Below are 21,497 nucleotides of genomic sequence, written 5' to 3' on the forward strand. Positions count from 1 at the left end.
CGTCGCACTCTCTGTCGAGCCGTGCGGCTGAGAGTGCGACGGGACGGGCGCGGGTCAGACCTGCGTGGGCGTGGTGTACCAGACAGCGGTGTCGACCGATGGCCGCGCCGTCGAAGGGCTGGCTCTGCAGGATGACCGTCGCGTCGGCCGGCAGCTCGATCGGCTCGGTGCCGAGGTTCGCGATCACGTGCACCTCGCCGCGGCGGAAGGCCACCGCGTCAGCGCCGGCATCCTCCCAGATCAGCGAGCCGGTGCCGAAGCCGTGCTCGCGACGGGCGGCGAGCAGTCGCTTGTACAGCGCGAGCGTCGACGCGGGGTCGACCTCTTCGACATCGCGAGCGTATGTCGCCCACTCGGTCGGCTGCGGGAGCCACGAGAGTCCCGTCTCGTTGAAGCCGAAGGCCGGAGCATCCGCCTCCCAGGGCAGCGGGACGCGGCAGCCGTCACGGCCGTAGCGCTCGCCGTTCGTGCGGTACCACGTCGGGTCCTGACGGAACTCGTCCGGGATCTCCATGGCCTCCGGGAGACCGAGTTCCTCGCCCTGGTAGAGGTACGACGATCCGGGGAGCGCCAGCATCAGGGTCGTGGCGGCGCGCGCACGGGCCAGGCCGGTCGCGGTGTCGGGCTTGTGCGGGGTGTTCGGGCCGATGCCCTCGCCCTGCGGGTTGTCGGCCGTGAGCGCGAGGCGCGATGCATGGCGCACGACGTCGTGGTTCGACAGCACCCACGTGCTGGGTGCGCCCACCGCGCCGAACTCGTCGAGCGACTCGCGGATGACGTCGCCGAGACGCTGAGCGTCCCACGGCGTCATCAGGTACGGGAAGTTGAACGTCTGGTGCATCTCGTCCGGCCGCACCCAGAGAGCGGTCTGCTGCAGCGTCGGCATCCAGGCCTCGCCGCACAGGGCGCGGTCGCCGTCGTACTCCGCCAGCACCTTGTGCCAGTCGCGGTAGATGTCGTGCACGCCGTCCTGACCCCAGTACGGCACGTTCGACTCGCCGCCGCCCATCGAGTCGGCATCCGTCGGCGGGGTGTAGTCGGGCAGACCCTCGGTCTTGATCATGCCGTGGGCCACGTCGACCCGGAACCCGTCGACACCGCGGTCGAGCCAGAAGCGCAGGATCGAGCGGAACTCCTCCTGCACCTCCTCGTTGTTCCAGTCGAAGTCGGGCTGCGTCGCATCGAAGATGTGCAGGTACCACTGGCCGGGGGTGCCGTCCGCCTCGGTCACGCGCTGCCACATGCCGCCGCCGAACACCGACTCCCAGTTGTTCGGAGGCAGCTCGCCGTTCTCGCCCTTGCCGTCGCGGAAGATGTAGCGCGCGCGCTCCGGGCTGCCGGGCGCGGCCTTGAGCGCCTCCTGGAACCAGACGTGCTGGTCGGAGGAGTGGTTCGGGACCAGGTCGACGATCACACGGATGTCGCGGGCGTGGGCCTGCGCGAGCATCTCGTCGAAGTCGGCGAGCGTGCCGAACAGCGGGTCCACGTCACGGTAGTCGGCCACGTCGTAGCCGGCGTCGCGCTGCGGGCTGGTCATGAACGGGCTCAGCCAGATCGCGTCGACGCCGAGATCCTGCAGCGCGTCCAGACGGCTGGTGATGCCCGGGAGGTCGCCGATGCCGTCGCCGGAGGCGTCCGCGAAGGAACGGGGGTAGATCTGGTAGATGACGGCGCTGCGCCACCACTCGGAACCGGGGGCTGCGTTCTGCTCAAGCTGTGCCATGCGAACAGGCTACTGCAAACGCTTACACTCCCGCCAGGGAAGGCATCGAATCGGTTCGGCGACCGGCCTCCGCCCGTGTGCGGTGAGGTGATCGTGCCGCGTCTCCTCCCGCCGCGTCGCCATGCGGGAGTAGGGTGGCGGCATCCGACGAGTGGAGGCTGTCATGGTTCCCGAGATCAACTATTGGGCGGTCCTCCTGGCCACCGCCTCGAGCATGCTCGTCGGCTCGGTCTGGTACGCGCCGAAGGTGTTCGGCACGCGATGGTCGAAGCTGGCGAACGTCGACATGGATCGTCCGGCGGCGACCGCGGTGTGGCCCATCGTCACCACGGTCATCGTGAGCTTCATCACCGCATGGGTGCTCGCGGGGGCGTCCGCCATCTCCTGGCACTTCTATGGTGGGTCGTTCTTCTGGGGCGCCGTCGTCACCGCCGTCACGCTGTGGGCGGGGTTCACGGCCGCGCGTTTCATCACGCACGACGCGTTCGAAGGTCGGTCGACCAGGCTGACGACCCTCAACATCGCGCACGAGCTGGTGACGGTCGTGATCATGGCGCTGATCATCGGCGTCTGGCCGCCGGCGCTCGGGTAGCGCGCAGACAGGACTCCCTCGCGGGCCGACGAGCGAGGGTTCGCCGATCGGAAAGGCGATCGTAGACCTTTGCCGCTTCTGTCGATCCGGCGGAGCTGCCACGCTCGTCTCGTGACCTCCTGGTCGCCCGCGCGTCATCGACTCGCGCGGTTCTGACCGAGGGATCCCGATGTCCGGTTCTTCGCGCCGATCGGCGCCATGGGCGGTCGCCGCCGCGCTCGTCGCCGCCGCCGTTCTGGTGGGGGCCGCCCCCGCCGCGCTCGGGGCCGCACGGCCGGCGGACGAGCCGACGTCGGGGATGACTCCGCTGGATCCCGCGCAGTCCGTCGCGCTGGCGTACGAATTCCTCGACGCGCGCGTGGACGAGTTCTGCGACGGTGCCGGTCGCTGCCTGCCGCGCAGCTACCAGGGCGGGTTCTTCACGACTCCGAGCTGGGACTTCACTCCCTCGTTCGTCTACGACGACGCCCTGGTCGTCATCGCCTATACCGCCCGCGGTCGCCCAGACGACCTCCGTCGCGCGCGGGCGATCGGCGACACGCTCCTCTTCGTGCAGCAGAACGACCCGATCGGCGATGGGCGCACGCGTGCATCGTACGAGCCGCACGGCATCCGTCAGGGGCGTGTGGAGATCACCGGACCCGGCACGTTCACCGGCAACCAGGCGTGGGTCGGCTTGGCCCTCGCTCGGCTCGCGCACGCGACCGGTGACCCTCGGTATCTCGACGGCGCCGTCCGCGTCGGTCAGTGGATCCAGGACAACACCGCCGACATGGACAGAGCGCCCTTCGGCTACACGGGTGGTCAGCTCGAGGACGGCACCTCGCTCACGTGGAAGTCCACCGAGCACAACGCCGACATCACGGGATTCTTCACCCAGCTGGCGCAGCTCACCGGCGATGCGGTGTGGGCGGAGCGTGCGGCGGTCGCTGCGGGGTTCGTCGCCGCCATGCAGAGCGCGGACGGCCACGTGAACACCGGGACGGGCCTCGACGGCTCGACGATCAACACCCGCCCCATCCCGCTGGACGGCCAGACGTGGAGTGCGCTCGCGACGGGAGACCCGCGGTACGGCGCGGCACTCGACTGGACGCTCGCGCACCTGATCGCGACGGATGGCCCGTACACGGGGCCGTCGATCAGCGAGGTCGACGTCTCGAAGGCATGGTTCGAGGGCAGCGGACACCTGGCTCTGGCGCTGACCCTCCGCGGCGGAGCCGGCGACGACGGCCAGGTCGAGTCCCTGCTGCGCAGCATCCGCCTGGCGCAGCGCGACGCTCCCAACGGCGACGGCAAGGGCATCGTCGCGACCTCGAACGACGGCCTCGACTCCGGCTTCGGCGACCTGTACTACGCGAGCCTGCACACCGGCGCGACCGCGTGGTACCTGCTGGCGGCGTCGGGGGCGAACCCGTTCACGCTTCCTGCAGGCTGAGCGGGGCTATGCGGCGACGCGGGCGACGGCGGCGATCGCGCTCGTGAAGAAGTCGAGTCCGTCGACACCGCTGCGCATGGCGGCCGAGGTGTCGGGGCCGAAGCCGGGCTCCGTGGCGTGCTCCGGGTGCGGCATGAGGCCGACGACGTTGCCCGCCTCGTTCGTGAGGCCGGCGATGTCGCGGAGCGAGCCGTTCGGGTTGACCCCGGCATAGCGGAAGGCCACGAGGCCCTCGCCCTCGATGCGGTCGAGGGTCTGCTCGTCGGCGATGTAGCCGCCGTCGGCGTTCTTCAGCGGGATCACGATCTCCTGGCCGGTGCGGAACGCGTTGGTCCAGGCGGTGTCGGAGTTCTCGACCGTGAGCTTCTGGTCGCGCCGGACGAAGTGCTGGTGGTTGTTGCGGATCAGTCCGCCGGGAAGCAGGTGCGCCTCGACCAGCATCTGGAAGCCGTTGCAGATGCCGAGCACGGGCATGCCCTTGGCTGCAGCATCCTTGACCTCGCTCATGATCGGCGAGAGCGCGGCGATCGCGCCGGCGCGGAGGTAGTCGCCGTAGCTGAAACCACCCGGGAGGACCAGTGCGTCGACGCCCTCGAGGTCATGCGACCCATGCCACAGTTCGACCGGCTCGGCGCCGGCGATGCGGACGGCGCGCTGCGCGTCGCGGTCGTCGAGCGAACCGGGGAAGGTGATGACGCCGATGCGGACGGTCACTCCGCGACCTCGATACCGACGACGTCTTCGATCACGGAGTTCGAGAGCACCTCGTCGGCGATGCGCTTGGCCTCGGCGAGAACCTCGTCGGTGACCTCGCCCTCGACGGTGAGCTCGAAGCGCTTGCCGATGCGGACGTCGCTGAAGCCGTCGACGCCCAGGCGTGCGAAGGCGCCGGAGACGGCCTTCCCCTGCGGGTCGAGCAGTTCGGGCTTGGGCATGACGTCGACGACGATGGTGGGCATGACGGCTCCAAGAGTCGCGGGCGGACGGGCGCCTTCAGTCTACCGCCCCCGCCCTACCCTCTTTCCCGTTCCTCCCGCGTCCCGCGTTCGGTTCGCCGGGTGCACGGCTTCGTGGCGAATGCACCGCCTGTTGGCGCGGGGATGCCGTGCACTCGGCGGGATGCCGTGCACTCGGCGTCAGGGGGTGGGGGAGGTGAGGGGTCAGGCGGAGTGGAAGACGGTGTGGAGGTCGCCGACCGCCTCGCGGCCGCCGAGGCCGTCGATCTCGAACAGCACCGAGATGCCGACGACGTGGCTGCCCAGACGCTCGACCAACTCCCGTCCCGCGGCGAGCGTGCCGCCGGTCGCGAGGACGTCGTCGATCAGCAGCACACGCGAGCCGACCGGCAGGTCGTCGTGCATCTCGATCGTGGCGGTGCCGTACTCGAGGGCGTAGTCGACGGATGCCGCGGGGCGCGGCAGCTTGCCCGCCTTGCGGATCGGGATGAGGCCGACGCCCGCGGCGATCGCAGCGGCGCTGGCGAGGATGAACCCGCGCGCCTCGATGCCGGCGATGACGTCGAACTGGCCGGCGAAGGGCTCGATGATCGCCTCGGTGGTCACGCGCAGGGCCTCGGCGTCGGCGAGCAGGGGCGTGATGTCGCGGAAGATGATGCCCGGCTGCGGATAGTCCGGCACGTTGCGGATCAGGGCTTCGGCGCGGACGAGGGCAGGGGAGAGCGTGGCTTCGGGCACCGGACAAGGGTACGCCGGTCGACGCGACGGTGACGATTCGCCGACCTGGCCTTGATGATTCGCGGATGCCGTGACGATCCGCCGACCTTTCGGAAGGAGAACCTCGGCGGATCGTCATCCCCTCGGCGGATCGTTGCCGGCACAGCCCTCGGGGCATCGGCGATCCGTCGCCGACGGGGCTGGCTTGACACCATGGGAGCGCTCCCATACAGTGGCTACTCAGTTCGTGGGAGCGCTCCCACGACGTCCCGATGCAGCAACACCGCACGACCACCACAAAGGAGTGAACTGTGAACACACGTGCCCGCCACCGGATCCTCGCGATCGCCGCCGTGGCATCCGTCTCCGCCCTCGCCCTCGCCGGCTGTTCCGGAAACACCGGCGACGCCGACGGAGGAAGCGCCGACGAAGAGGTCACACTGACCGTCACCACCTTCGGCACCTTCGGCTACGAAGACCTCTACAAGGAATACGAGAAGGCGCACCCGAATGTGAAGATCGAGGCGACCAACATCGACACGGGTGGCAACGCCCGCACCGATGCCTTCACCAAGATCGCCGCCGGCTCCGGTCTCAGCGACGTCGTCGCGATCGAGGAGGGCTGGCTCGGGGCGATCATGGACGTCTCCGACACCTTCGTCGACCTGCGCGACTACGGCATCGAAGACCGCAAGGACGACTGGGTCGACTGGAAGTACGGCCAGGCCACCGACGCCGAAGGCCGCGTCATCGGCTACGGCACCGACATCGGTCCGAGCGGCATCTGCTACAACGGTGCCGCGTTCGAGGCCGCCGGCCTCCCGAGCGACCGCGAGTCCGTCGCCGAGCTGCTCAACGGCGATTGGGAGAACTACTTCAAGGTCGGCGCCGACTACACGGCCAAGACCGGCAAGGCCTGGTACGACCACTCCGGCTTCGTGTGGAACGCCATGGTCAACCAGCTCGACGAGGGCTACTACACCGCCGACGGCGAACTGAACGTCGAGGGCAACGACGAGCTCCAGGAGCGCTTCGAGCTGCTGGGCGCCGCGACAGAGGGCGGCCAGTCCGCCGCGCAGACCGCGTGGGACTGGAACGGCGGCAAGTCGTTCGTCGACGGCACCTTCGCGACCTTCGTCTGCCCCGGCTGGATGCTCGGTGTCGTGCAGGGTCAGGTCGAGGCCGGCGGCGGCGACGCGTCGACCGGATGGGACTTCGCGGATGTGTTCCCCGGAGGCGCGGCCAACTGGGGTGGCGCGTTCCTCTCGATCCCCGAGTCCTCGGAGCACAAGGAGGCCGCGGCGGAGCTCGCCGACTGGCTGACGCAGCCCGAGCAGCAGGTGAAGCAGTCCGCCGCAGCGGGCAACTTCCCCTCGACCATCAAGGCGCAGGAGTCCCTGGCCGAGGAGGCCACGCCCAACGAGTTCTTCAACGACGCGCCGACCGGTGCGATCCTCGCCGAGCGGGCCAAGGGCGTCGTCGCGCAGTTCAAGGGTGCGGATGACTCGGTGATCCAGGAGAACGTCTTCGGCCCGGCTCTCAGCAGCCTCGACCGCGGCGAGACCGACACCGAGGGCGCCTGGGATCAGGCCATCGGCCTGCTGAACGATCTCGTCGGCTGATTCCCCTCCTCCCGTCGCAGTTTCTGTCGCCTCCGAGCGGATGACGGCAGAAACTGCGACGGGAACCCTCGGATACCCGGGATAAGGACACACCCATGACTCTCACCGCCCCGCCTGCGCAGCAGCATGCCGCGGCATCCGCGACCGAGGATGCTCCGCCGAGGCGCTCCTGGCGCCACCGCGTCTCGCGGTTCGACCAGAACGCGTCGCCGTACTTCTACATCTCGCCGTTCTTCCTGTTGTTCGGACTCGTCGGCCTGTTCCCGCTGCTCTACACCGTGTGGGTCGCCGTGCACGAGTGGGACCTGCTCAAGGGTGAGGGCGACTTCGTCGGATTCGGCAACTTCGCCGAGATCCTGGGCGATGCGATGTTCTGGAACTCCATCGGCAACACCCTGAGCATCTTCCTCCTCTCCGCGATCCCGCAGCTCGCCGTCGCGCTCGTGATCGCCTACCTCCTCGACCGCGGTCTGCGTGCCCCGACCTTCTGGCGCATGAGCGTGCTGATCCCGTTCGTGGTCACCCCGGTCGCGGTCGCCATCATCTTCTCGAGCATCTTCAACGAGGCGGACGGCCTCGCCAACAACCTGCTCAACCTCATCGGCATCGCCGACCAGGAGTGGAAGCACAACACCGCCCTGTCGCACATCGCGATCGCGGTCATGGTCAACTTCCGCTGGACCGGCTACAACGCCCTCATCCTGCTGGCCGCGATGCAGGCCGTCCCGCGCGACCTGTACGAGTCCGCCGCCCTTGACGGGGCAGGGTCCGCGCGCCGCTTCTTCTCCATCACGATCCCGACGATCCGGCCGACCTTGATCTTCGTGATCATCACCGCGACCATCGGCGGTCTGCAGATCTTCGCCGAGCCGCGCCTGTTCGACGTGTCGACCGCCGGCGGCATCGGAGGCAGCGACCGTCAGTTCCAGACCACGGTGCTGTTCCTGTGGGAGCTGGCCTTCTTCCGGCGAGACCTCGGAGAGGCATCCGCCGTCGCGATCCTGCTGTTCCTGCTGATCGTGGGGATCGGCGTGATCAACTTCCTCATCTCCCGGCGCATCTCCACCGGGGACGCTCCCAAGAACCGCGCGGCTCGCCGCCCGCGCGCGCACCGCCGACAACGCGGCCGCCACCGCTGCCGCCGGCACGACGATCGCCACCACGACCGAGGAGAACGCGCGATGACCGCCACGCAGGCGCTGAGCGTCCCCGAGAAGATCCGCCGTAGACGCGGAACGTCGTCCGGGACCGCGGGCATCGGCAGCCGCCCCGGGTTCCTCACCTACGGACTCCTTGCCGCGTTCATCATCGGCAGCGTGTATCCGCTGTGGTGGTCGGTCGTGGTCGCCAGCGGCACGAACGCCACCCGCGGCGAGACGCTCCCGCTGATCCCCGGCGGGAACTTCTTCACCAACGCGGCCCAGGTGTTCGATGCGATCCCCTTCTGGCTCGCCCTCGGCAACTCCTTCCTGATCTCGGGCATCATCACGATCTCGGTGGTCACGTTCTCGACGCTCGCGGGCTACGCGTTCGCCAAGCTGCGGTTCAAGGGACGCGACGGGCTCATGGTCTTCGTGATCGCGACCATGGCCATCCCGACGCAGCTGGGCATCATCCCCCTGTTCATGCTGATGCGCGAGCTCGGCTGGACCGGCTCGATCGGCGCCGTCATCGTGCCGACACTCGTCACGGCGTTCGGCGTCTTCTTCATGCGGCAGTATCTGGTCGACGTGATCCCGGACGAGCTGATCGAGGCGGCGCGCATGGACGGGGCGAACCAGTTCCGCACCTTCCTCACGGTCGGGCTCCCCGCCGCGCGGCCGGCCATGGCGATCCTCGGGCTGTTCACGTTCATGACCGCGTGGACCGACTACCTGTGGCCGCTGATCGTGCTCTCTCCCCAGAACCCGACCCTGCAGACGGCCCTCAGCCAGCTCCAGTCCGGGTACTACATCGACTACTCGATCGTGCTCGCCGGAGCGGTGCTCGCGACCCTCCCGCTGCTCGTGCTCTTCGTGGTCGCGGGCCGGCAGCTGGTCAGTGGCATCATGGCGGGCGCGGTGAAAGGATGACCCCTATGACCCGCTCCTTCCCCGAGAACTTCCTCTTCGGCGCCGCGACGGCCGCCTATCAGATCGAGGGTGCGGCGTTCGAAGACGGCCGTACGGCGTCGATCTGGGACGCGTTCTGCCGGGTGCCGGGCGCCGTGATCGGCGGGGACGACGGCGATGTCGCCTGCGACCACTATCACCGGTACCCGCAGGATGTCGCGCTCATGAAGGATCTCGGGCTGGAGACATACCGCTTCTCGACCTCATGGTCGCGCGTGCGACCGGACGGCGGAGCGGTCAACCCGGCCGGTGTCGACTTCTACGAGCGGCTGGTCGACGAACTCCTCGCCGCCGACATCCTGCCCTGGCTCACCCTGTATCACTGGGACATGCCGCAGGCGCTGCAGCATGCCGGTGGTTGGACGAACCGCGACACGGTCGACCGGTTCCTCGAATACGCCGGCACGATGCACGATGCGCTCGGCGATCGCGTGAACGTGTGGACCACGCTGAACGAGCCGTGGTGCTCGTCGTTCCTCTCCTATACGGGCGGTGAGCACGCCCCGGGGCACACCAGCGTCGCCGAGGGACTGCTCGCCGCGCATCACCTGCTGCTCGCACACGGGAAGACCGTGCAGGAGCTGCGTGGACGTGATGCCTCCCTCAACCTCGGCATCACCCTGAACCACACGGTGGCCGATCCGGCCGACCCGCAGAACCCTGCCGACGTCGACGCCGCCCGTCGCGTGGACGGGCAGTTCAACCGGTGGTTCCTCGACCCGATCTACCGCGGCAGCTACCCTGCCGACATCGTGGAAGACATCCGTGCGGTGGATGCCGACGCGGTCGCGCAGTTCGAGGCCGCCGTGCACGAGGGCGACCTGGAGACGATCTCGCAGCACATCGACACCCAGGGCGTGAACTACTACCACGGCGACCTCGTGTCCGGCACGGCCCCGGCGGAGGCTCCGGCCGCGGGCGGACCTGCGACTGCACGCCCGGTCCGCAGCCCCTATCCGTCGAGCACCGGCATCCATGCGGTCGAGCGAGGACTCCCGCGCACGGCGCAGAACTGGGAGGTGCAGCCCGAGGGCCTCACCCGCCTGCTGCAGCGCGTCTGGACCGAGTACGCCGAACCCGCGGGCACCGTGCTCTACATGACCGAGAACGGTGCGGCGTATGACGACGTCGTGGTGGTCGAGGAGGGCGAGACGCGGGTGCACGACGCCGAGCGCACCGAGTTCCTGCGACTGCACCTCGGAGCGGTGCTCGACGCCGCCGAGGCGGGTGTCGACGTGCGCGGCTACTTCTACTGGTCGCTGTTCGACAACTTCGAGTGGGCCTGGGGCTACGACAAGCGGTTCGGCATCGTGCGGGTCGACTACGACACCCAGGAGCGGAGCGTGAAGGATTCGGGCCGCGAGTACGCGCGCATCATCTCCACCAGGGCGCTCTAAGGGGCGACGCCGAGTCTCGGACCGAGTGAGCGGCGGCGGGGGCAGATGGCGCCGTTTGCGCGATTCGACACGAGATGCCCACCCGACCGGTGAGAATAGGGCGATGGAAGAGTGCGTACGCTGATGTCGCCCCGAGCGACCATCGAAGAGGTGGCATCCGCCGCCGGTGTCTCCCGGTCGACCGTGTCGCGGGTCGTGAACGGGTCGACGGCGGTGAGTCCGGAGGCGCTCGCCGCCGTGCGCGCGGCGATCGACGAGCTGAACTACGTGCCCAACAGGGCCGCCCGCTCCCTCGCGTCGCGACAGACCCATGCGATCGCGCTGATCGTCCCCGAAGACACGAACCGTTTCTTCGGAGACCCGTTCTTCGCCGCGATCGTCGCGGGGATCACGGGGGCGCTCGGTGGCTCCGACTACCTGCTGAACCTGCTCATCGCCAGTGACGACCCCGGCGACAAGATGACCGGGTTCGTGCGCAACGGCGGGGTGGACGGCGCCCTGATCGTGTCACATCACACGAGCGACGCCTTCATCGACAGGGTGGCCGACGCGGTGCCGGTCGTCTACGGCGGGCGGCCGGTGCGCCGACATGAAGGCGATTACGTCGTCGATGTCGACAACGTGGCAGGCGCCCGCGAGGCGACGCGGCGGCTGATCGACATCGGACGGAAACGGATCGCGACGATCTCCGGCCCCGTGACGATGGTCTCCTCGGGTGATCGCATCCAGGGCTTCCGCGCCGCGCTCGCGGATGCCGGGCTCACGCCGTTCGCGGAGGAGGAGGGCGACTACAGCGAGGCCAGCGGAGCGGACGCGATGCGACGCATCCTCGACGTCGGCCGCCCCGATGCGCTCTTCGTCGCCAGCGATCTCATGGCGAGGGGCGCGCTGACGGTGCTGCGCGCCGCGGGTGTGCGCGTGCCGGAGGACATCGCTCTGGTCGGCTTCGACGACTCGTCCGTCGCCGTGACGACCGATCCGCAGCTCACGACCATGCGGCAGCCGATGTACGCGCAGGGCGAGGCCATGGCCCGGATCCTGCTCTCCCGTCTCGCCGGCGAGGATCCGCCGCAGACGACGATCCTGCCGACGGAGCTCGTGGTCCGCGCCTCGGCCTGACGTCGATCCCGCGACCGGTATGGACACGGGCACGCCCCTGGCGCCCCCTCCGGGCCAGGGACGCACCCGTGCGTCTGGTTCGGCTGAGCGTCTCAGCCGAAGATCGATGCCCGCAGATCACCGCCGAACAGGGTGAAGGCGGTGATGCCGGCGGTGACCAGCAGCGCCGCGGCCGTTCCGGCGACGGCGAGGAGGGAGATCCCGCGGCCGCCGAGCCGCTGCCCACGCAGTCCGACGGCGACACCGGCCTTCGCGGCGATCGCTCCGGCCGCGTCGTCGCGGTACAACTCCGTGCGTGCGGCGAACCGGCGATGGAACTCCTCGGCGAGCACGACCGTGGCGGCCATGGTCTCGGCGCGGTCGAAGCGGGTGCTCGCCGGAAGATACACGTACAGCCGATCGGACACGAGCTCGATCTCGGCGCCGGAGCCGAGGTCGAGCACGCGCGCCATCAGGTCGGGCGTGAAGATGTAGAGCGCGTCCTGCTGGTAGCCGTCCGGCACGATCAGGCGGAACGTCTTCGCGAAGTCTCCTTCGAGGTCCAGTCGTGCGGCACCGCGCCCGAGGCCCAGCGTCGGGATGATGCTGCGGGTGCGGTTGGCCAGCACTATGTGCGGCACCGACGACGGCAGCGGCAGCTCGACGAAGGCGAACGGCCGCTGGATCGTGGCACGCTGCTGTCCGCGCGACACCGAGTGATGCATGCCGAGCTCGAACGGCATCCGTTCGTCGTCGCACGCGACGATCCCGCGTTCCCGACCGTGCGCGACCCGCGCGAAGGCGGCACCGGGGCGACGCGTGCGCTCGAGCGCGTCGGCGTACGCCCATCCGTTCTGCCAGGCGAACGCGGCGATCTTCACCCGGCGGCCCACCCCCACGGCGTACCAGAGGAATCCGCCCGCGGCGAGGAGCGTGTACCCCACGACGACGACGCCGAGGATCGGCGCGACCGTGAGGATGTCGCCGCGTCCGAGGAACCACAGGCCGGTCAGCATCGCGGCGGCGAACAGCAGCACCGCGGTGAGGATGACCAAGAACCGGCGATGCGGAGGGATTCCGCAGAGCCTTTCGTACGCGAGGATGTCGCGGAGACCCGCGCCCCGTCGCAGCGGTTCCAGGTCTACGGCTACAGGCTCCATGGCAGCGTCGCCCAGGGGCCGTTGCGCTTCTCGGACATCGCGGCCTTGAAGTCGGACCATCCATCACCGAACTTCTCGAACGACTTCTCGTCGACGTTTCCGTCCGACCAGTGCATGACCCGACCGACGAGGTAGCTCAGCCCGAAGTCGGCCCAGGACGTGAACGCGGGACGACCCTCCTCGTTGATGCGGTGGATGATCCCTCGGGCCTCCGTCACGTCGCCGTGACCCAACGCGACGCCCCAGGTCGTCATCGCGACGGCCTGTCCGAGCGCGTAGCCGTCGAGCGTCCGCACGAAGAGGTCGGGGGTGACGACGTCCTTGCCGACGCGCTTGCGCACCTGCGCCTCGGAGTACTCGATCGAGGTCACGAAGGTGCGGGCGTCGCGCTTGTCCCCGCCCTCCTGCACGATCGCGGCCAGCCATTCCTTCGCCTTCGGAGTGCGCCCGAGGCGCTCGGCGAGTTCCGCGCGCACCGCGAGGTACAGCATCCACACCTCGCGCCGACGACGGGCGCCCGTGAGCCGCTCGATGTTGGCCAGCCAGTCGCCACGGGTGTGCACTCCCCACTGCTCGACGAGCACCTTCTTCTCGCGATCGCCGAGGAGCGACGCCTTCGGGTCGTTCCAGAGGCCGGACGGGAGGTTCACGATCTGCAGGAAGCCGAGCGCGATCTCGTCGGCCTCGGTGTCGGTCGTCGTGAACTCCGGTGCGGCCTTGACCTTCGCGTCGGGCAGGATCCAGACCACGAGGAAGAACAGCACCACGGCGCCGACGACGGCCCAGACCCACCACTGGCTGATGAGCCATTCGAAGATCGACGTGATGCTGTTGAAGTCGACGCTCGCGAAAGAGTGCATGGTGCTCCTGGAAGTGGGGTGGCGCGTCCGCTATTAGATTGAACGTACATTCAGTGAGTAATCTATACGTCAGGGGACCGATTCGGAAACACCGCAGCCGACGGATCTCAGGAGGTGGACGCCGCATGGCACGCACCGACGCGCAGAATCGCCTGGCCAGAGAACGCGCGCGGGAGAACATCCTGCAGGCCGCGATCGAGGTGTTCAGCGAGCGCGGCGTGTCGGGCGCGAGCATCGCCGAGATCACCTCCAGGGCAGGCGTCGCCCAGGGGCTCGTGAACTACCACTTCGGCGCGAAGGACCAGCTCGTCGGCGCCGTCATCGACCGGTGGTTCGAGACCGTGCTCAGCTTCGCCCGTGTCGAGGGCACGCCAGACGAGATGCTGGCCGCGGTCATCGACGGGGCGCTCACCGCGACCGCCTATGCGATCCCGCTGCAGCGCGCGGTGCTGGCGATGCAGCAGCAGCCCTCGACGCACCGGCTCTTCGCCGAGTCGGAGGCGCGGCATGAAGAGGCGGCGACCGCGGCCGAGGATGCCGTGCGCGACCTGTTCCGCGCGCGCGGCGCGGACGACCCCTCCCTCGAGGAGGTCATGCTCCGCAGCACACTCGAGGGCGTTTTCGTGAAGGCTGCGGTCTTCGGCGAGACCTATCCGTTGGAAGAGGCCAGGCGGTGGATGCATCGCCGCTACGGTCTGCCCGATCCGACGACGCCCATCGTGCCTCCGGTCCCGCTGCGTGACGGTGAGCCGCGCCCGCGCGCGACCGCGGCGCTGTCTCCGGAGCAGCGGAGCCAGGGCGACTGAGGGTCGCGGCGCCTCAGGTCAGGTTCATGCGGGCGAAGGCGCCGAGGACCACGCGCTCGGACTGCACGAGATACCTCTCGAGCTCGGTGGCTCCCGCGTGCGGACCCCGGTTGAGGAAGGTGTCGAGCACGGCCCGGTTCTTGCGGACGAAGGGCTCGTGGAGCGAGCGAGGATCGTCGATCTTCAGGAAGGCCAGTCGCAGCTCCGCCGCGACGTCGCGGTAGGTGCGCGCGAGGCGGGGGCTGTCCGCCAGGTCGACGAGCGCGACGTGGAAAGCCATGTTGGCGCTGCCGACCGCGCGCCAGGCGGACGCGTCGTCGTGGCCTGCCCCGGTGCCGGCGGCCTCGGCGGCGTCCACGGCATCCTTCATCCGCTGGACCGCGGGGTGCTCGGGCTCCGACTCGCGAAGGGCCGTGCATTCGATCACCCGGCGCGCCCGGTAGATGTCGATCACGTCGGCGATGGCCGGAGACGCCACCGAGACTCCTCGGTGGGGGATGTGCTCGACCAGCCCCTGCTCGGCGAGGACGCGGAACGCTTCGCGGAGCGTGTTGCGCGACACGTCGAACTGCTCGGCGAGAGTCGACTCCGACAGGCGGGAGCCCGGGGCGAAGTCGCCGTCGATGATGCGCTGACGGAGCACGTCGGCGAGCATGCCCTGCTGGTTCATGCCTTCATCGTAGGTGCCCGGGGCGGCGAGGATCACAGAAACGCAACCACGCCGTAGCACGATCGAAACATGATTGTTGAACAATCCTCTCTAATACGTTCTACACTGAGTGTCTATCGACACCCACCAACGACGATGGGAATCCCCCGCACATGTCCGATCAGTCCCCCGCATCCTTGTCCCCCGAAGACGAGACCCGCCTTGCCACCGCGAAGAAGCGCGCGGGCCGCAGCGCCGTCATCGGCGCGATCTTCCTCATGGCCACCAGCGCCATCGGCCCCGGCTTCATCACGCAGACCGCCACCTTCACCGCGCAGATGGGCGCCGCGTTCGCGTTCGCCATCCTCGTCTCGATCCTGATCGACATCGCGGTGCAGCTGAACGTGTGGCGCATGATCACCTCCTCGGGAAAGCGTGCGGGCGAGCTCGCCAACAGCGCCATCCCCTTCTCCGGGCACGTGATCGCCGTCCTCGTCGTGATCGGCGGTCTCGCCTTCAACATCGGCAACATCGCCGGAGGCGGGCTGGGGCTCAACGCCCTGCTCGGCATCGACCCCAAGGTCGGTGGCGTCCTCACCGCCGGCCTCGCGATCATCATCTTCCTGATCAAGAAGGCCGGCCGGGTGATGGACATCGTCCTCATCGTCCTGGGCATCGGGATGATCGTGATGACCCTGATCGTCGCCTTCGTCTCCCAGCCCCCGATCGGCGAGGCGCTGCGGCAGACCTTCCTGCCCGACGAGCTGAACTTCGCCACGATCACCACGATCGTCGGCGGCACCGTCGGCGGGTACATCACCTACTCCGGCGCACACCGCTACCTCGACTCCGGCCACACCGGCCCCGCGCACGCCGGTCCCGTGATGCGCGCCGCCGCCAACGGCATCCTCGTCACCGGAATCATGCGTTACGTGCTGTTCCTCGCCATCCTCGGCGTCGTCGCCTCCGGGGTCGCGCTCGACCTGTCGAGCCAGGCGGCGAACCCCGCTGGTCAGGCGTTCGGCGCGGTGCTCGGCGACGCCGGATTGCGCATCTTCGGCGCCATCTTCTGGGCCGCGGCGATCAGCTCGGTCATCGGTGCGGCGTACACCTCGGCCACGTTCCTCTCGACCTTCACCGCGAAGCTCAAGGGAGGCTGGGCGCTGCAGCTGGCGACCGTCGCCTTCATCGTCGTCTCGCTCATCGTGTACCTCTCCATCGGCACGGCGCCGGCCGCCATCCTCGTCTTCGTCGGCGGTTTCAACGGACTCATCCTGCCGATCGGTCTCACGGTGTTCATGTACATCGGCTGGTTCCGCCGCGACCTGCTCGGCACGAAGAAGTACCCGATGTGGCTGCTCGTGGCGGGTACGCTCGTGACGCTGCTCACCTGGTACATGGGTATCGTCTCGGTCGGCCCCATCTTCGCCTTCCTCGGAATCGGAGCGTGATCGCATGACATCCATCGACCTGAACTCGGACCTCGGCGAGAACGTCGCCGATCGGATCGTCAGCGACGATGAGAGCATGCTGCGCATCGTCACGAGTGCGAACGTGTCGTGCGGGTTCCATGCGGGCAGCCCCGAGGGCATCCGCGAGACGCTCGCGGCGGCCGTGCAGGGCGGCGTCGTGATCGGCGCGCACCCGGGCTACCGCGACTACGAGAACTTCGGGCGCACGAAGGTCGACATCGACTCGGCCACCCTTCAAGCGCATGTCGAGTATCAGCTCGGCGCTCTGCTGGGCCTCGCCTCCGCGGTCGGCGGACGGGTCTCGTACGTCAAGCCGCACGGCGCGCTGTACAACACGATCGCCCGCGACGAGCGGCAGTCGAAGGACGTCGTGGCGGCGATCCGCGCGATCGACCCGAGTCTGGTCCTGCTCGGCCTCGCGGGCGGCGTCGTGCTCGACGTCGCCGAGCGTGCCGGTCTCGCCATCGCGGCAGAGGCCTTCGCGGATCGGGCATATCAGCCGGATGGTCAGCTCGTCTCGCGCACCGAGGCCGGCTCCGTGCTGCACGACCCCTCCGAGGTCGCGGAGCGCATGGTGCGTCTCGCGTCCGACGGCGTGATCCGGGCGATCGACGGCTCCGACGTGCCCGTGGTCGCGCAGTCGATCTGCGTGCACGGCGACAGCCCTGGTTCGGTCGCCATGGCTGCGGAGACCAGGCGGATGCTGCAGGATGCGGGCATCACCATCGCGCCGTTCGCGGGCGCGCGATGACCGTTCTCGCCACCGCCGAGCAACTCGCCGACGCCCGCGCCGCCCGTGCCGCCATCAGGGCGGGGCGCGCCGAGCCGACCAGCGGAGTCGCCGTGGGGCTGACCCAGGCGAACCTCATCGCCGTGCCGGCCGACTGGGCCTTCGAGACTCTGCTGTTCACGCAACGGAACCCCAAGCCGTGCCCCGTTCTCGAGGTCATCGAGCAGGGCGATGTGGAGTCTCGGCTCGCGCCGGGCAGCGACATCCGCACCGACATCGGCCGGTACCGCATCTGGCGCGACGGCGAGCTGGCGGAGGAGGTCGACGATGCGACGGAGGTCTGGGCAGAGCACCCCGACCTCGTCGCGTTCCTCATCGGATGCAGCTTCACGTTCGAATCGGGTCTCGTTCAGGCGGGGATCCCGATCCGCCACCAGGAGCTCGAACGGAACGTGCCGATGTACCGCACGGCGGTCGCGTGCGTCCCGGCGGGGCGCCTGAGCGGTGAGATGGTCGTGTCGATGCGTCCGATCGCCGCGGATCGGGTGGCCGATGCCGTGCAGATCTCGGGACGCACTCCCGCGGTGCACGGCGCTCCCGTCCACATCGGCGACCCCGCGTCGCTCGGCATCGTCGACCTGGCGCACCCCGACTTCGGAGACGCCCCCGAGGTGCGCGAGGGCGAGGTGCCGGTGTTCTGGGCGTGCGGTGTCACGCCCCAGGCCGCGATCATGGCCTCGAAGCCGCCGTTCGCCATCACACACGCCCCGGGGTACATGTTCATCACCGACGTCCCGGATGCGGAGTACATCGTCTGATGCGCATCCTCACGGCATCCGATCGGGCCCTGCTCGTCGAGGCGTCAGACCTCGACGAGGCCATGCGGCTGAACCTCGCCTGGGAGGACGTGCCTGGCATCGTCGAGCGCATCCCCGGAGCCAGGACGGTACTGGTGCGCTTCGATCCCCTGCGCGTGTCGGCGCGAGAGCTCGCGGCGGTGCTGTCATCGACACGGGTCGACGCGGATCACCTGCCGGAGACCGGAGAGGCCACTGTGCCCGTGAGCTACGACGGGGAAGACCTCGACGAGGCGGCTTCTCTGCTCGGCGTCTCGACGGGGAGCTGGTGCACCGCCACCTCGCCGCCGACTGGAGGGTCGCGTTCTCGGGCTTCGCCCCCGGGTTCGGCTACGTGGTGAGCAGCGACCCGCTCTTCGACGTGCCGCGCCGAGCATCGCCGCGCACCCGTGTGCCCGCCGGCTCGGTCGCGCTGGCAGGGCAGTTCACCGGGGTGTACCCGCGGGAGAGTCCGGGTGGCTGGCAGCTCATCGGCCGCACGGACGCCGTGATGTGGGACATCGACCGCACTCCTCCCGCGTTGCTGTCACCCGGGACGACCGTGCGGTTCGAACACGTCAGGGCGAGCGCTCGACTCGGCGGAGACGGAGGCAGCGACGAGGCACTGCGTGCGGCCGCGCGACCTGCCGATGCGGATGTTCGCGGCCTTGGCGCGAACCCCGCCGTCGAGATCGTCCGCCCCTCGCTGCAGCTGCTGGTGCAGGATGCCGGGCGCCCCGGTTATGCGGCGCTCGGAGTCTCGGCGTCCGGGGCCGCCGACCGCCGCGCGATGCGCGACGCCAACCGTGCCGTGGGCAACACGACCGAGGCCGCCGTGTTGGAGAGCGTCGGGGAGCGGTGCTGCGGTTCCACGGCCCCGGTGTCGCCGCTGTCGCCGGGGCACTCGGCACGATCACACTGACCGAAGCTGATGGCGCCGTGCGCGACGTCACGCACGGAGAGCCGTTCGCCACGGTCGACGGTGACGAGCTGACCCTCGGCCACCCTGAACGCGGGCTGCGCTATGTCATCGCGGTCCGCGGCGGGGTCGATACGACGCCGGCGCTCGGCAGCCGCGCCGCGGACACGCTTGCAGGACTCGGGCCGATGCCCCTGGCGGCGGGCGACCTGGTCCCGATCGGCGATGCCGCCGCACACCCGGTCGAGCTCGATGCCCCGGGGCGAGAGCTCCCGGAACCCGGCGACGTCGTCGACCTGGAGATCACCCTCGGCCCGCGCGACGACTGGTTCACACCGGCGGCGCTGGCGACTCTCACCGGTCAGGACTGGACCGTCACACCCCGCTCCGATCGCGTCGGAATCCGCCTCGAAGGAGAGGTGCCCCTCGAGCGCTCCACCGGGGCGAGCTGCCCAGCGAGGGCGCGGTCACCGGTGCGATCCAGGTGCCGCCCGACGGGCAGCCCGTGCTGTTCCTGCCCGACCACCCTCTCACCGGCGGCTATCCGATCATCGGCGCCCTCACCGACAGCAGCCTCGATCTCGCGGGCCAGCTGGCACCGGGCGTGCGCGTCCGCTTCATCGTCAAGGAGACCTCATGACAAAGGTGCTGATCGCGAACCGCGGAGAGATCGCCGTGCGCGTCGTCCGCGCCTGTGCCGAGGCCGGGTACACCTCGGTCGCGGTGTACGCGGACCAGGATGTCGATGCCCTGCACGTGCGTCTGGCCGACGAGGCCGTGGGTCTCGGCGGCGATACCGCGGCGACGACGTACCTGTCGATCGACGCGCTGCTCGCCGCCGCGCGCGAGTCCGGAGCAGACGCCGTGCACCCGGGGTACGGGTTCCTCTCCGAGAGTGCGGCGTTCGCGCGGGCGGTGGAGGGCGCTGGACTGGTCTGGATCGGACCGACGCCCGACAGCATCGACGCGCTCGGCGACAAGATGACGGCGCGACGCATCGCGCAGCAGGTCGGGGCTCCGCTCGCCGCGGGGACCGACGAGCCGCTCGCCGGCCCGGAGGAAGCCGTCGCCTTCGCCGAGCAGCACGGACTCCCGATCGCGATCAAGGCCGCGTTCGGCGGGGGCGGCCGCGGGTTGAAGGTCGTACGCGAGCTGTCGGAGGTCGCCGAGGCCTTCGATGCCGCGACGCGTGAGGCCATCGCGGCGTTCGGCCGCGGGGAGTGCTTCGTCGAGCGCTTCCTCGAGAGCCCACGGCATATCGAGGTGCAGGTGCTCGGCGACGGTCGCGGCGGTGTCGTGGTCGTCGGCGACCGTGACTGTTCGATGCAGCGGCGCAACCAGAAGCTCATCGAGGAGGCCCCAGCCCCTGGACTCTCACCCGAGCAGCGGGCACGGTTCCACGAGGCGGCACGGTCGATCTGCGGCGCGGTCGAGTATCGGGGTGCGGGGACGGTGGAGTTCCTGCTCGCGGCGGACGGCACGATCTCGTTCCTCGAGGTGAACACGCGGCTCCAGGTCGAGCATCCGGTGACCGAGGCGGTGACAGGGGCGGATCTGGTGCGCGAGCAGTTCCGGATCGCATTCGGCGAGGGACCGTCTTTCACCGAGACGCCCGAACCGCAGGGGCACGCCTTCGAGTTCCGCATCAACGCCGAGGACCCCGGCCGCGGTTTCCTGCCCAGCCCCGGTCGAGTCGAGAAGCTCCGGATACCCGGGGGTCCCGGTGTGCGCTGGGACAGCGGCATCGATGAGGGAGACGTCGTCGAGCCGGCCTTCGACTCGATGATGGCCAAACTGATCGTGCTCGCGGAGACGCGTGACGCCGCCCTGGTGCGTGCGAGACGCGCGCTGCGGGAACTCGTGGTGGAGGGCCCGGCGACCGTCATCCCGTTCGACCTGCGGGCGCTCGACGACCCGGCGTTCGCCACCGAGACCTTCGCGGTGCACACGCAGTGGATCGAGAGCGCCCTGCTGCCGAAGCTCGAGATGCAGCCGCGGTCGGCAGCCGTGGCGGATGCCGGGTTGCAGCGGTTCCCCGTCGAGATCGACGGGCGACGCGTGATGCTCGGTCTGCCCTCGGCTCTCCTCGCCGGTCTCGGGCGTCCGGCGGATTCCGCGGCGGTGGCATCCGTCGCCGATCCGACGGAACTGCGCTCGCCGGTGCCGGGAACGCTCGTGCGGTGGCTCGTCGACGACGGCGCCGAGGTGGCGGAGGGCGACCCGGTCGCCGTCCTCGACGCGATGAAGATGGAGACCACGGTGCCCGCGCACCGCGGAGGCACCCTGTCGCAGCGTGCCGAACTCTCGGCGATGGTCGCCGCGGACGGGGTGCTCGCGGTCATCTCCTGAGACGCTGCCGCGAAACGCGAAGACCCCGGTTGCCTCGTGAGAGGCGGCCGGGGTCTCGTGCGTGC

20 protein-coding genes and 3 pseudogenes are annotated in these 21,497 nt (G+C 69.4%); 16 read left to right on the forward strand and 7 right to left on the reverse strand.

From position 1 onward, the window contains the following. Positions 1 to 54: 54 nt before the first annotated feature. Positions 55 to 1,723, reverse strand: a pseudogene (locus K1X59_RS02365) (glycoside hydrolase family 13 protein). A 163-nt stretch (positions 1,724 to 1,886) separates the two neighbouring features. On the opposite strand from K1X59_RS02365, the gene K1X59_RS02370 reads away from it, so the two are divergent. Next, positions 1,887 to 2,315 (forward strand): DUF1761 domain-containing protein, encoded by a 429-nt coding sequence (locus K1X59_RS02370; RefSeq protein ID WP_183151715.1) that lies wholly within the window; start codon positions 1,887 to 1,889, stop codon positions 2,313 to 2,315. A gap of 169 nt (positions 2,316 to 2,484) precedes the next feature. Next, complete coding sequence (locus K1X59_RS02375) at positions 2,485 to 3,750, forward strand: hypothetical protein (RefSeq protein ID WP_183151716.1); 1,266 nt, start codon at positions 2,485 to 2,487, stop codon at positions 3,748 to 3,750. Positions 3,751 to 3,756: 6 nt separating this feature from the next. Here the strand turns inward: K1X59_RS02375 and purQ are convergent, their stop codons facing one another. From purQ to K1X59_RS02390, 3 genes are all read right to left on the reverse strand, one after another. Beyond that, entirely contained in the window at positions 3,757 to 4,464 is a 708-nt protein-coding gene (gene purQ / locus K1X59_RS02380; protein WP_183151717.1) for a phosphoribosylformylglycinamidine synthase subunit PurQ, read from the reverse strand. Further along, positions 4,461 to 4,709, reverse strand: coding sequence for a phosphoribosylformylglycinamidine synthase subunit PurS (gene purS, locus K1X59_RS02385; protein WP_183151718.1), 249 nt, complete (start codon positions 4,707 to 4,709; stop codon positions 4,461 to 4,463). The genes purQ and purS overlap by 4 nt, the downstream gene beginning before the upstream one ends. 201 nt (positions 4,710 to 4,910) lie before the next feature. Next, positions 4,911 to 5,444, reverse strand: a complete 534-nt coding sequence (locus K1X59_RS02390) for an adenine phosphoribosyltransferase (protein ID WP_183151719.1) — start codon at positions 5,442 to 5,444, stop codon at positions 4,911 to 4,913. A gap of 290 nt (positions 5,445 to 5,734) precedes the next feature. On the opposite strand from K1X59_RS02390, the gene K1X59_RS02395 reads away from it, so the two are divergent. The 5 genes and pseudogenes from K1X59_RS02395 (at position 5,735) to K1X59_RS02415 (ending at position 11,672) form a co-directional block, all read left to right on the forward strand. Beyond that, the gene (locus K1X59_RS02395; RefSeq protein ID WP_183151720.1) at positions 5,735 to 7,045 is read left to right on the forward strand and encodes an ABC transporter substrate-binding protein; all 1,311 of its coding nucleotides are present in this window, start codon (positions 5,735 to 5,737) and stop codon (positions 7,043 to 7,045) included. A gap of 368 nt (positions 7,046 to 7,413) precedes the next feature. Continuing rightward, a pseudogene (locus tag K1X59_RS22670) lies at positions 7,414 to 8,046 on the forward strand (carbohydrate ABC transporter permease); the annotation flags it as partial. A 180-nt stretch (positions 8,047 to 8,226) separates the two neighbouring features. Continuing rightward, positions 8,227 to 9,117, forward strand: coding sequence for a carbohydrate ABC transporter permease (locus tag K1X59_RS02405; RefSeq protein ID WP_183151722.1), 891 nt, complete (start codon positions 8,227 to 8,229; stop codon positions 9,115 to 9,117). A 5-nt stretch (positions 9,118 to 9,122) separates the two neighbouring features. Then, entirely contained in the window at positions 9,123 to 10,553 is a 1,431-nt protein-coding gene (locus K1X59_RS02410) for a GH1 family beta-glucosidase (protein WP_183151723.1), read from the forward strand. A gap of 123 nt (positions 10,554 to 10,676) precedes the next feature. Then, positions 10,677 to 11,672, forward strand: a complete 996-nt coding sequence (locus K1X59_RS02415; protein ID WP_183152738.1) for a LacI family DNA-binding transcriptional regulator — start codon at positions 10,677 to 10,679, stop codon at positions 11,670 to 11,672. A 92-nt stretch (positions 11,673 to 11,764) separates the two neighbouring features. On the opposite strand, the gene K1X59_RS02420 is transcribed toward K1X59_RS02415, so the two are convergent. Together K1X59_RS02420 and K1X59_RS02425 are read right to left on the reverse strand one after the other, a co-directional pair. Beyond that, positions 11,765 to 12,706, reverse strand: coding sequence for a hypothetical protein (locus K1X59_RS02420; RefSeq protein WP_183151724.1), 942 nt, complete (start codon positions 12,704 to 12,706; stop codon positions 11,765 to 11,767). 92 nt (positions 12,707 to 12,798) lie between these two features. Next, the gene (locus K1X59_RS02425; protein WP_183151725.1) at positions 12,799 to 13,671 is read right to left on the reverse strand and encodes a DUF1266 domain-containing protein; all 873 of its coding nucleotides are present in this window, start codon (positions 13,669 to 13,671) and stop codon (positions 12,799 to 12,801) included. Positions 13,672 to 13,796: 125 nt separating this feature from the next. On the opposite strand from K1X59_RS02425, the gene K1X59_RS02430 reads away from it, so the two are divergent. Further along, complete coding sequence (locus K1X59_RS02430; RefSeq protein WP_183151726.1) at positions 13,797 to 14,477, forward strand: TetR/AcrR family transcriptional regulator; 681 nt, start codon at positions 13,797 to 13,799, stop codon at positions 14,475 to 14,477. Between the two features lie 13 nt (positions 14,478 to 14,490). On the opposite strand, the gene K1X59_RS02435 is transcribed toward K1X59_RS02430, so the two are convergent. Next, on the reverse strand, positions 14,491 to 15,147 hold the full coding sequence (locus tag K1X59_RS02435; RefSeq protein WP_183151727.1) for a GntR family transcriptional regulator: 657 nt from the start codon (positions 15,145 to 15,147) through the stop codon (positions 14,491 to 14,493). Between the two features lie 152 nt (positions 15,148 to 15,299). Between K1X59_RS02435 and K1X59_RS02440 the strand changes: the two genes are divergently transcribed. The 8 genes and pseudogenes from K1X59_RS02440 (at position 15,300) to K1X59_RS02460 (ending at position 21,432) form a co-directional block, all read left to right on the forward strand. Then, positions 15,300 to 16,577, forward strand: coding sequence for an NRAMP family divalent metal transporter (locus tag K1X59_RS02440; RefSeq protein ID WP_183151728.1), 1,278 nt, complete (start codon positions 15,300 to 15,302; stop codon positions 16,575 to 16,577). Between the two features lie 4 nt (positions 16,578 to 16,581). Next, positions 16,582 to 17,349, forward strand: a complete 768-nt coding sequence (locus K1X59_RS02445; protein WP_183151729.1) for a LamB/YcsF family protein — start codon at positions 16,582 to 16,584, stop codon at positions 17,347 to 17,349. Further along, positions 17,346 to 18,146 carry a putative hydro-lyase gene (locus tag K1X59_RS02450; RefSeq protein ID WP_183151730.1) on the forward strand — a complete coding sequence of 267 codons (801 nt, stop codon included), beginning with the start codon at positions 17,346 to 17,348 and terminating at the stop codon, positions 18,144 to 18,146. The genes K1X59_RS02445 and K1X59_RS02450 overlap by 4 nt, the downstream gene beginning before the upstream one ends. Continuing rightward, on the forward strand, positions 18,146 to 18,526 hold the full coding sequence (locus K1X59_RS20615; RefSeq protein ID WP_258567029.1) for a carboxyltransferase domain-containing protein: 381 nt from the start codon (positions 18,146 to 18,148) through the stop codon (positions 18,524 to 18,526). The genes K1X59_RS02450 and K1X59_RS20615 overlap by 1 nt, the downstream gene beginning before the upstream one ends. Beyond that, on the forward strand, positions 18,454 to 19,086 hold the full coding sequence (locus K1X59_RS20620; protein ID WP_258567030.1) for an allophanate hydrolase subunit 1: 633 nt from the start codon (positions 18,454 to 18,456) through the stop codon (positions 19,084 to 19,086). The genes K1X59_RS20615 and K1X59_RS20620 overlap by 73 nt, the downstream gene beginning before the upstream one ends. Continuing rightward, positions 19,023 to 19,436, forward strand: a pseudogene (locus tag K1X59_RS20625) (allophanate hydrolase); the annotation flags it as partial. The gene K1X59_RS20620 and the pseudogene K1X59_RS20625, both read left to right, overlap by 64 nt. Before the next feature lie 95 nt (positions 19,437 to 19,531). Continuing rightward, complete coding sequence (locus K1X59_RS20630) at positions 19,532 to 19,723, forward strand: biotin-dependent carboxyltransferase family protein (protein ID WP_258567252.1); 192 nt, start codon at positions 19,532 to 19,534, stop codon at positions 19,721 to 19,723. Beyond that, a complete protein-coding gene (locus tag K1X59_RS02460; protein WP_183151731.1) occupies positions 19,720 to 21,432 on the forward strand; it encodes a biotin carboxylase N-terminal domain-containing protein in 1,713 nt (570 codons plus the stop codon). Before K1X59_RS20630 ends, K1X59_RS02460 begins: the two co-directional genes overlap by 4 nt. The last annotated feature ends 65 nt before the right edge of the window (positions 21,433 to 21,497 follow it).

This window comes from Microbacterium sp. Se5.02b, from assembly GCF_019464375.1.
Classification (GTDB): domain Bacteria; phylum Actinomycetota; class Actinomycetes; order Actinomycetales; family Microbacteriaceae; genus Microbacterium.

Coding starts and splice junctions, on each gene's coding strand:
- K1X59_RS02450 (WP_183151730.1), top strand. CDS start 17,346: ATGACCGTTCTCGCCACCGCCGAGCAACTCGCCGACGCCCGCGCCGCC.
- K1X59_RS02405 (WP_183151722.1), top strand. CDS start 8,227: ATGACCGCCACGCAGGCGCTGAGCGTCCCCGAGAAGATCCGCCGTAGA.
- K1X59_RS02440 (WP_183151728.1), top strand. CDS start 15,300: ATGTCCGATCAGTCCCCCGCATCCTTGTCCCCCGAAGACGAGACCCGC.
- K1X59_RS02425 (WP_183151725.1), bottom strand. CDS start 13,671: ATGCACTCTTTCGCGAGCGTCGACTTCAACAGCATCACGTCGATCTTC.
- K1X59_RS02415 (WP_183152738.1), top strand. CDS start 10,677: ATGTCGCCCCGAGCGACCATCGAAGAGGTGGCATCCGCCGCCGGTGTC.
- K1X59_RS02375 (WP_183151716.1), top strand. CDS start 2,485: ATGTCCGGTTCTTCGCGCCGATCGGCGCCATGGGCGGTCGCCGCCGCG.
- K1X59_RS20615 (WP_258567029.1), top strand. CDS start 18,146: ATGCGCATCCTCACGGCATCCGATCGGGCCCTGCTCGTCGAGGCGTCA.
- K1X59_RS02410 (WP_183151723.1), top strand. CDS start 9,123: ATGACCCGCTCCTTCCCCGAGAACTTCCTCTTCGGCGCCGCGACGGCC.
- K1X59_RS02370 (WP_183151715.1), top strand. CDS start 1,887: ATGGTTCCCGAGATCAACTATTGGGCGGTCCTCCTGGCCACCGCCTCG.
- K1X59_RS02445 (WP_183151729.1), top strand. CDS start 16,582: ATGACATCCATCGACCTGAACTCGGACCTCGGCGAGAACGTCGCCGAT.
- K1X59_RS02435 (WP_183151727.1), bottom strand. CDS start 15,147: ATGAACCAGCAGGGCATGCTCGCCGACGTGCTCCGTCAGCGCATCATC.
- purS (WP_183151718.1), bottom strand. CDS start 4,709: ATGCCCACCATCGTCGTCGACGTCATGCCCAAGCCCGAACTGCTCGAC.
- K1X59_RS02460 (WP_183151731.1), top strand. CDS start 19,720: ATGACAAAGGTGCTGATCGCGAACCGCGGAGAGATCGCCGTGCGCGTC.
- K1X59_RS02430 (WP_183151726.1), top strand. CDS start 13,797: ATGGCACGCACCGACGCGCAGAATCGCCTGGCCAGAGAACGCGCGCGG.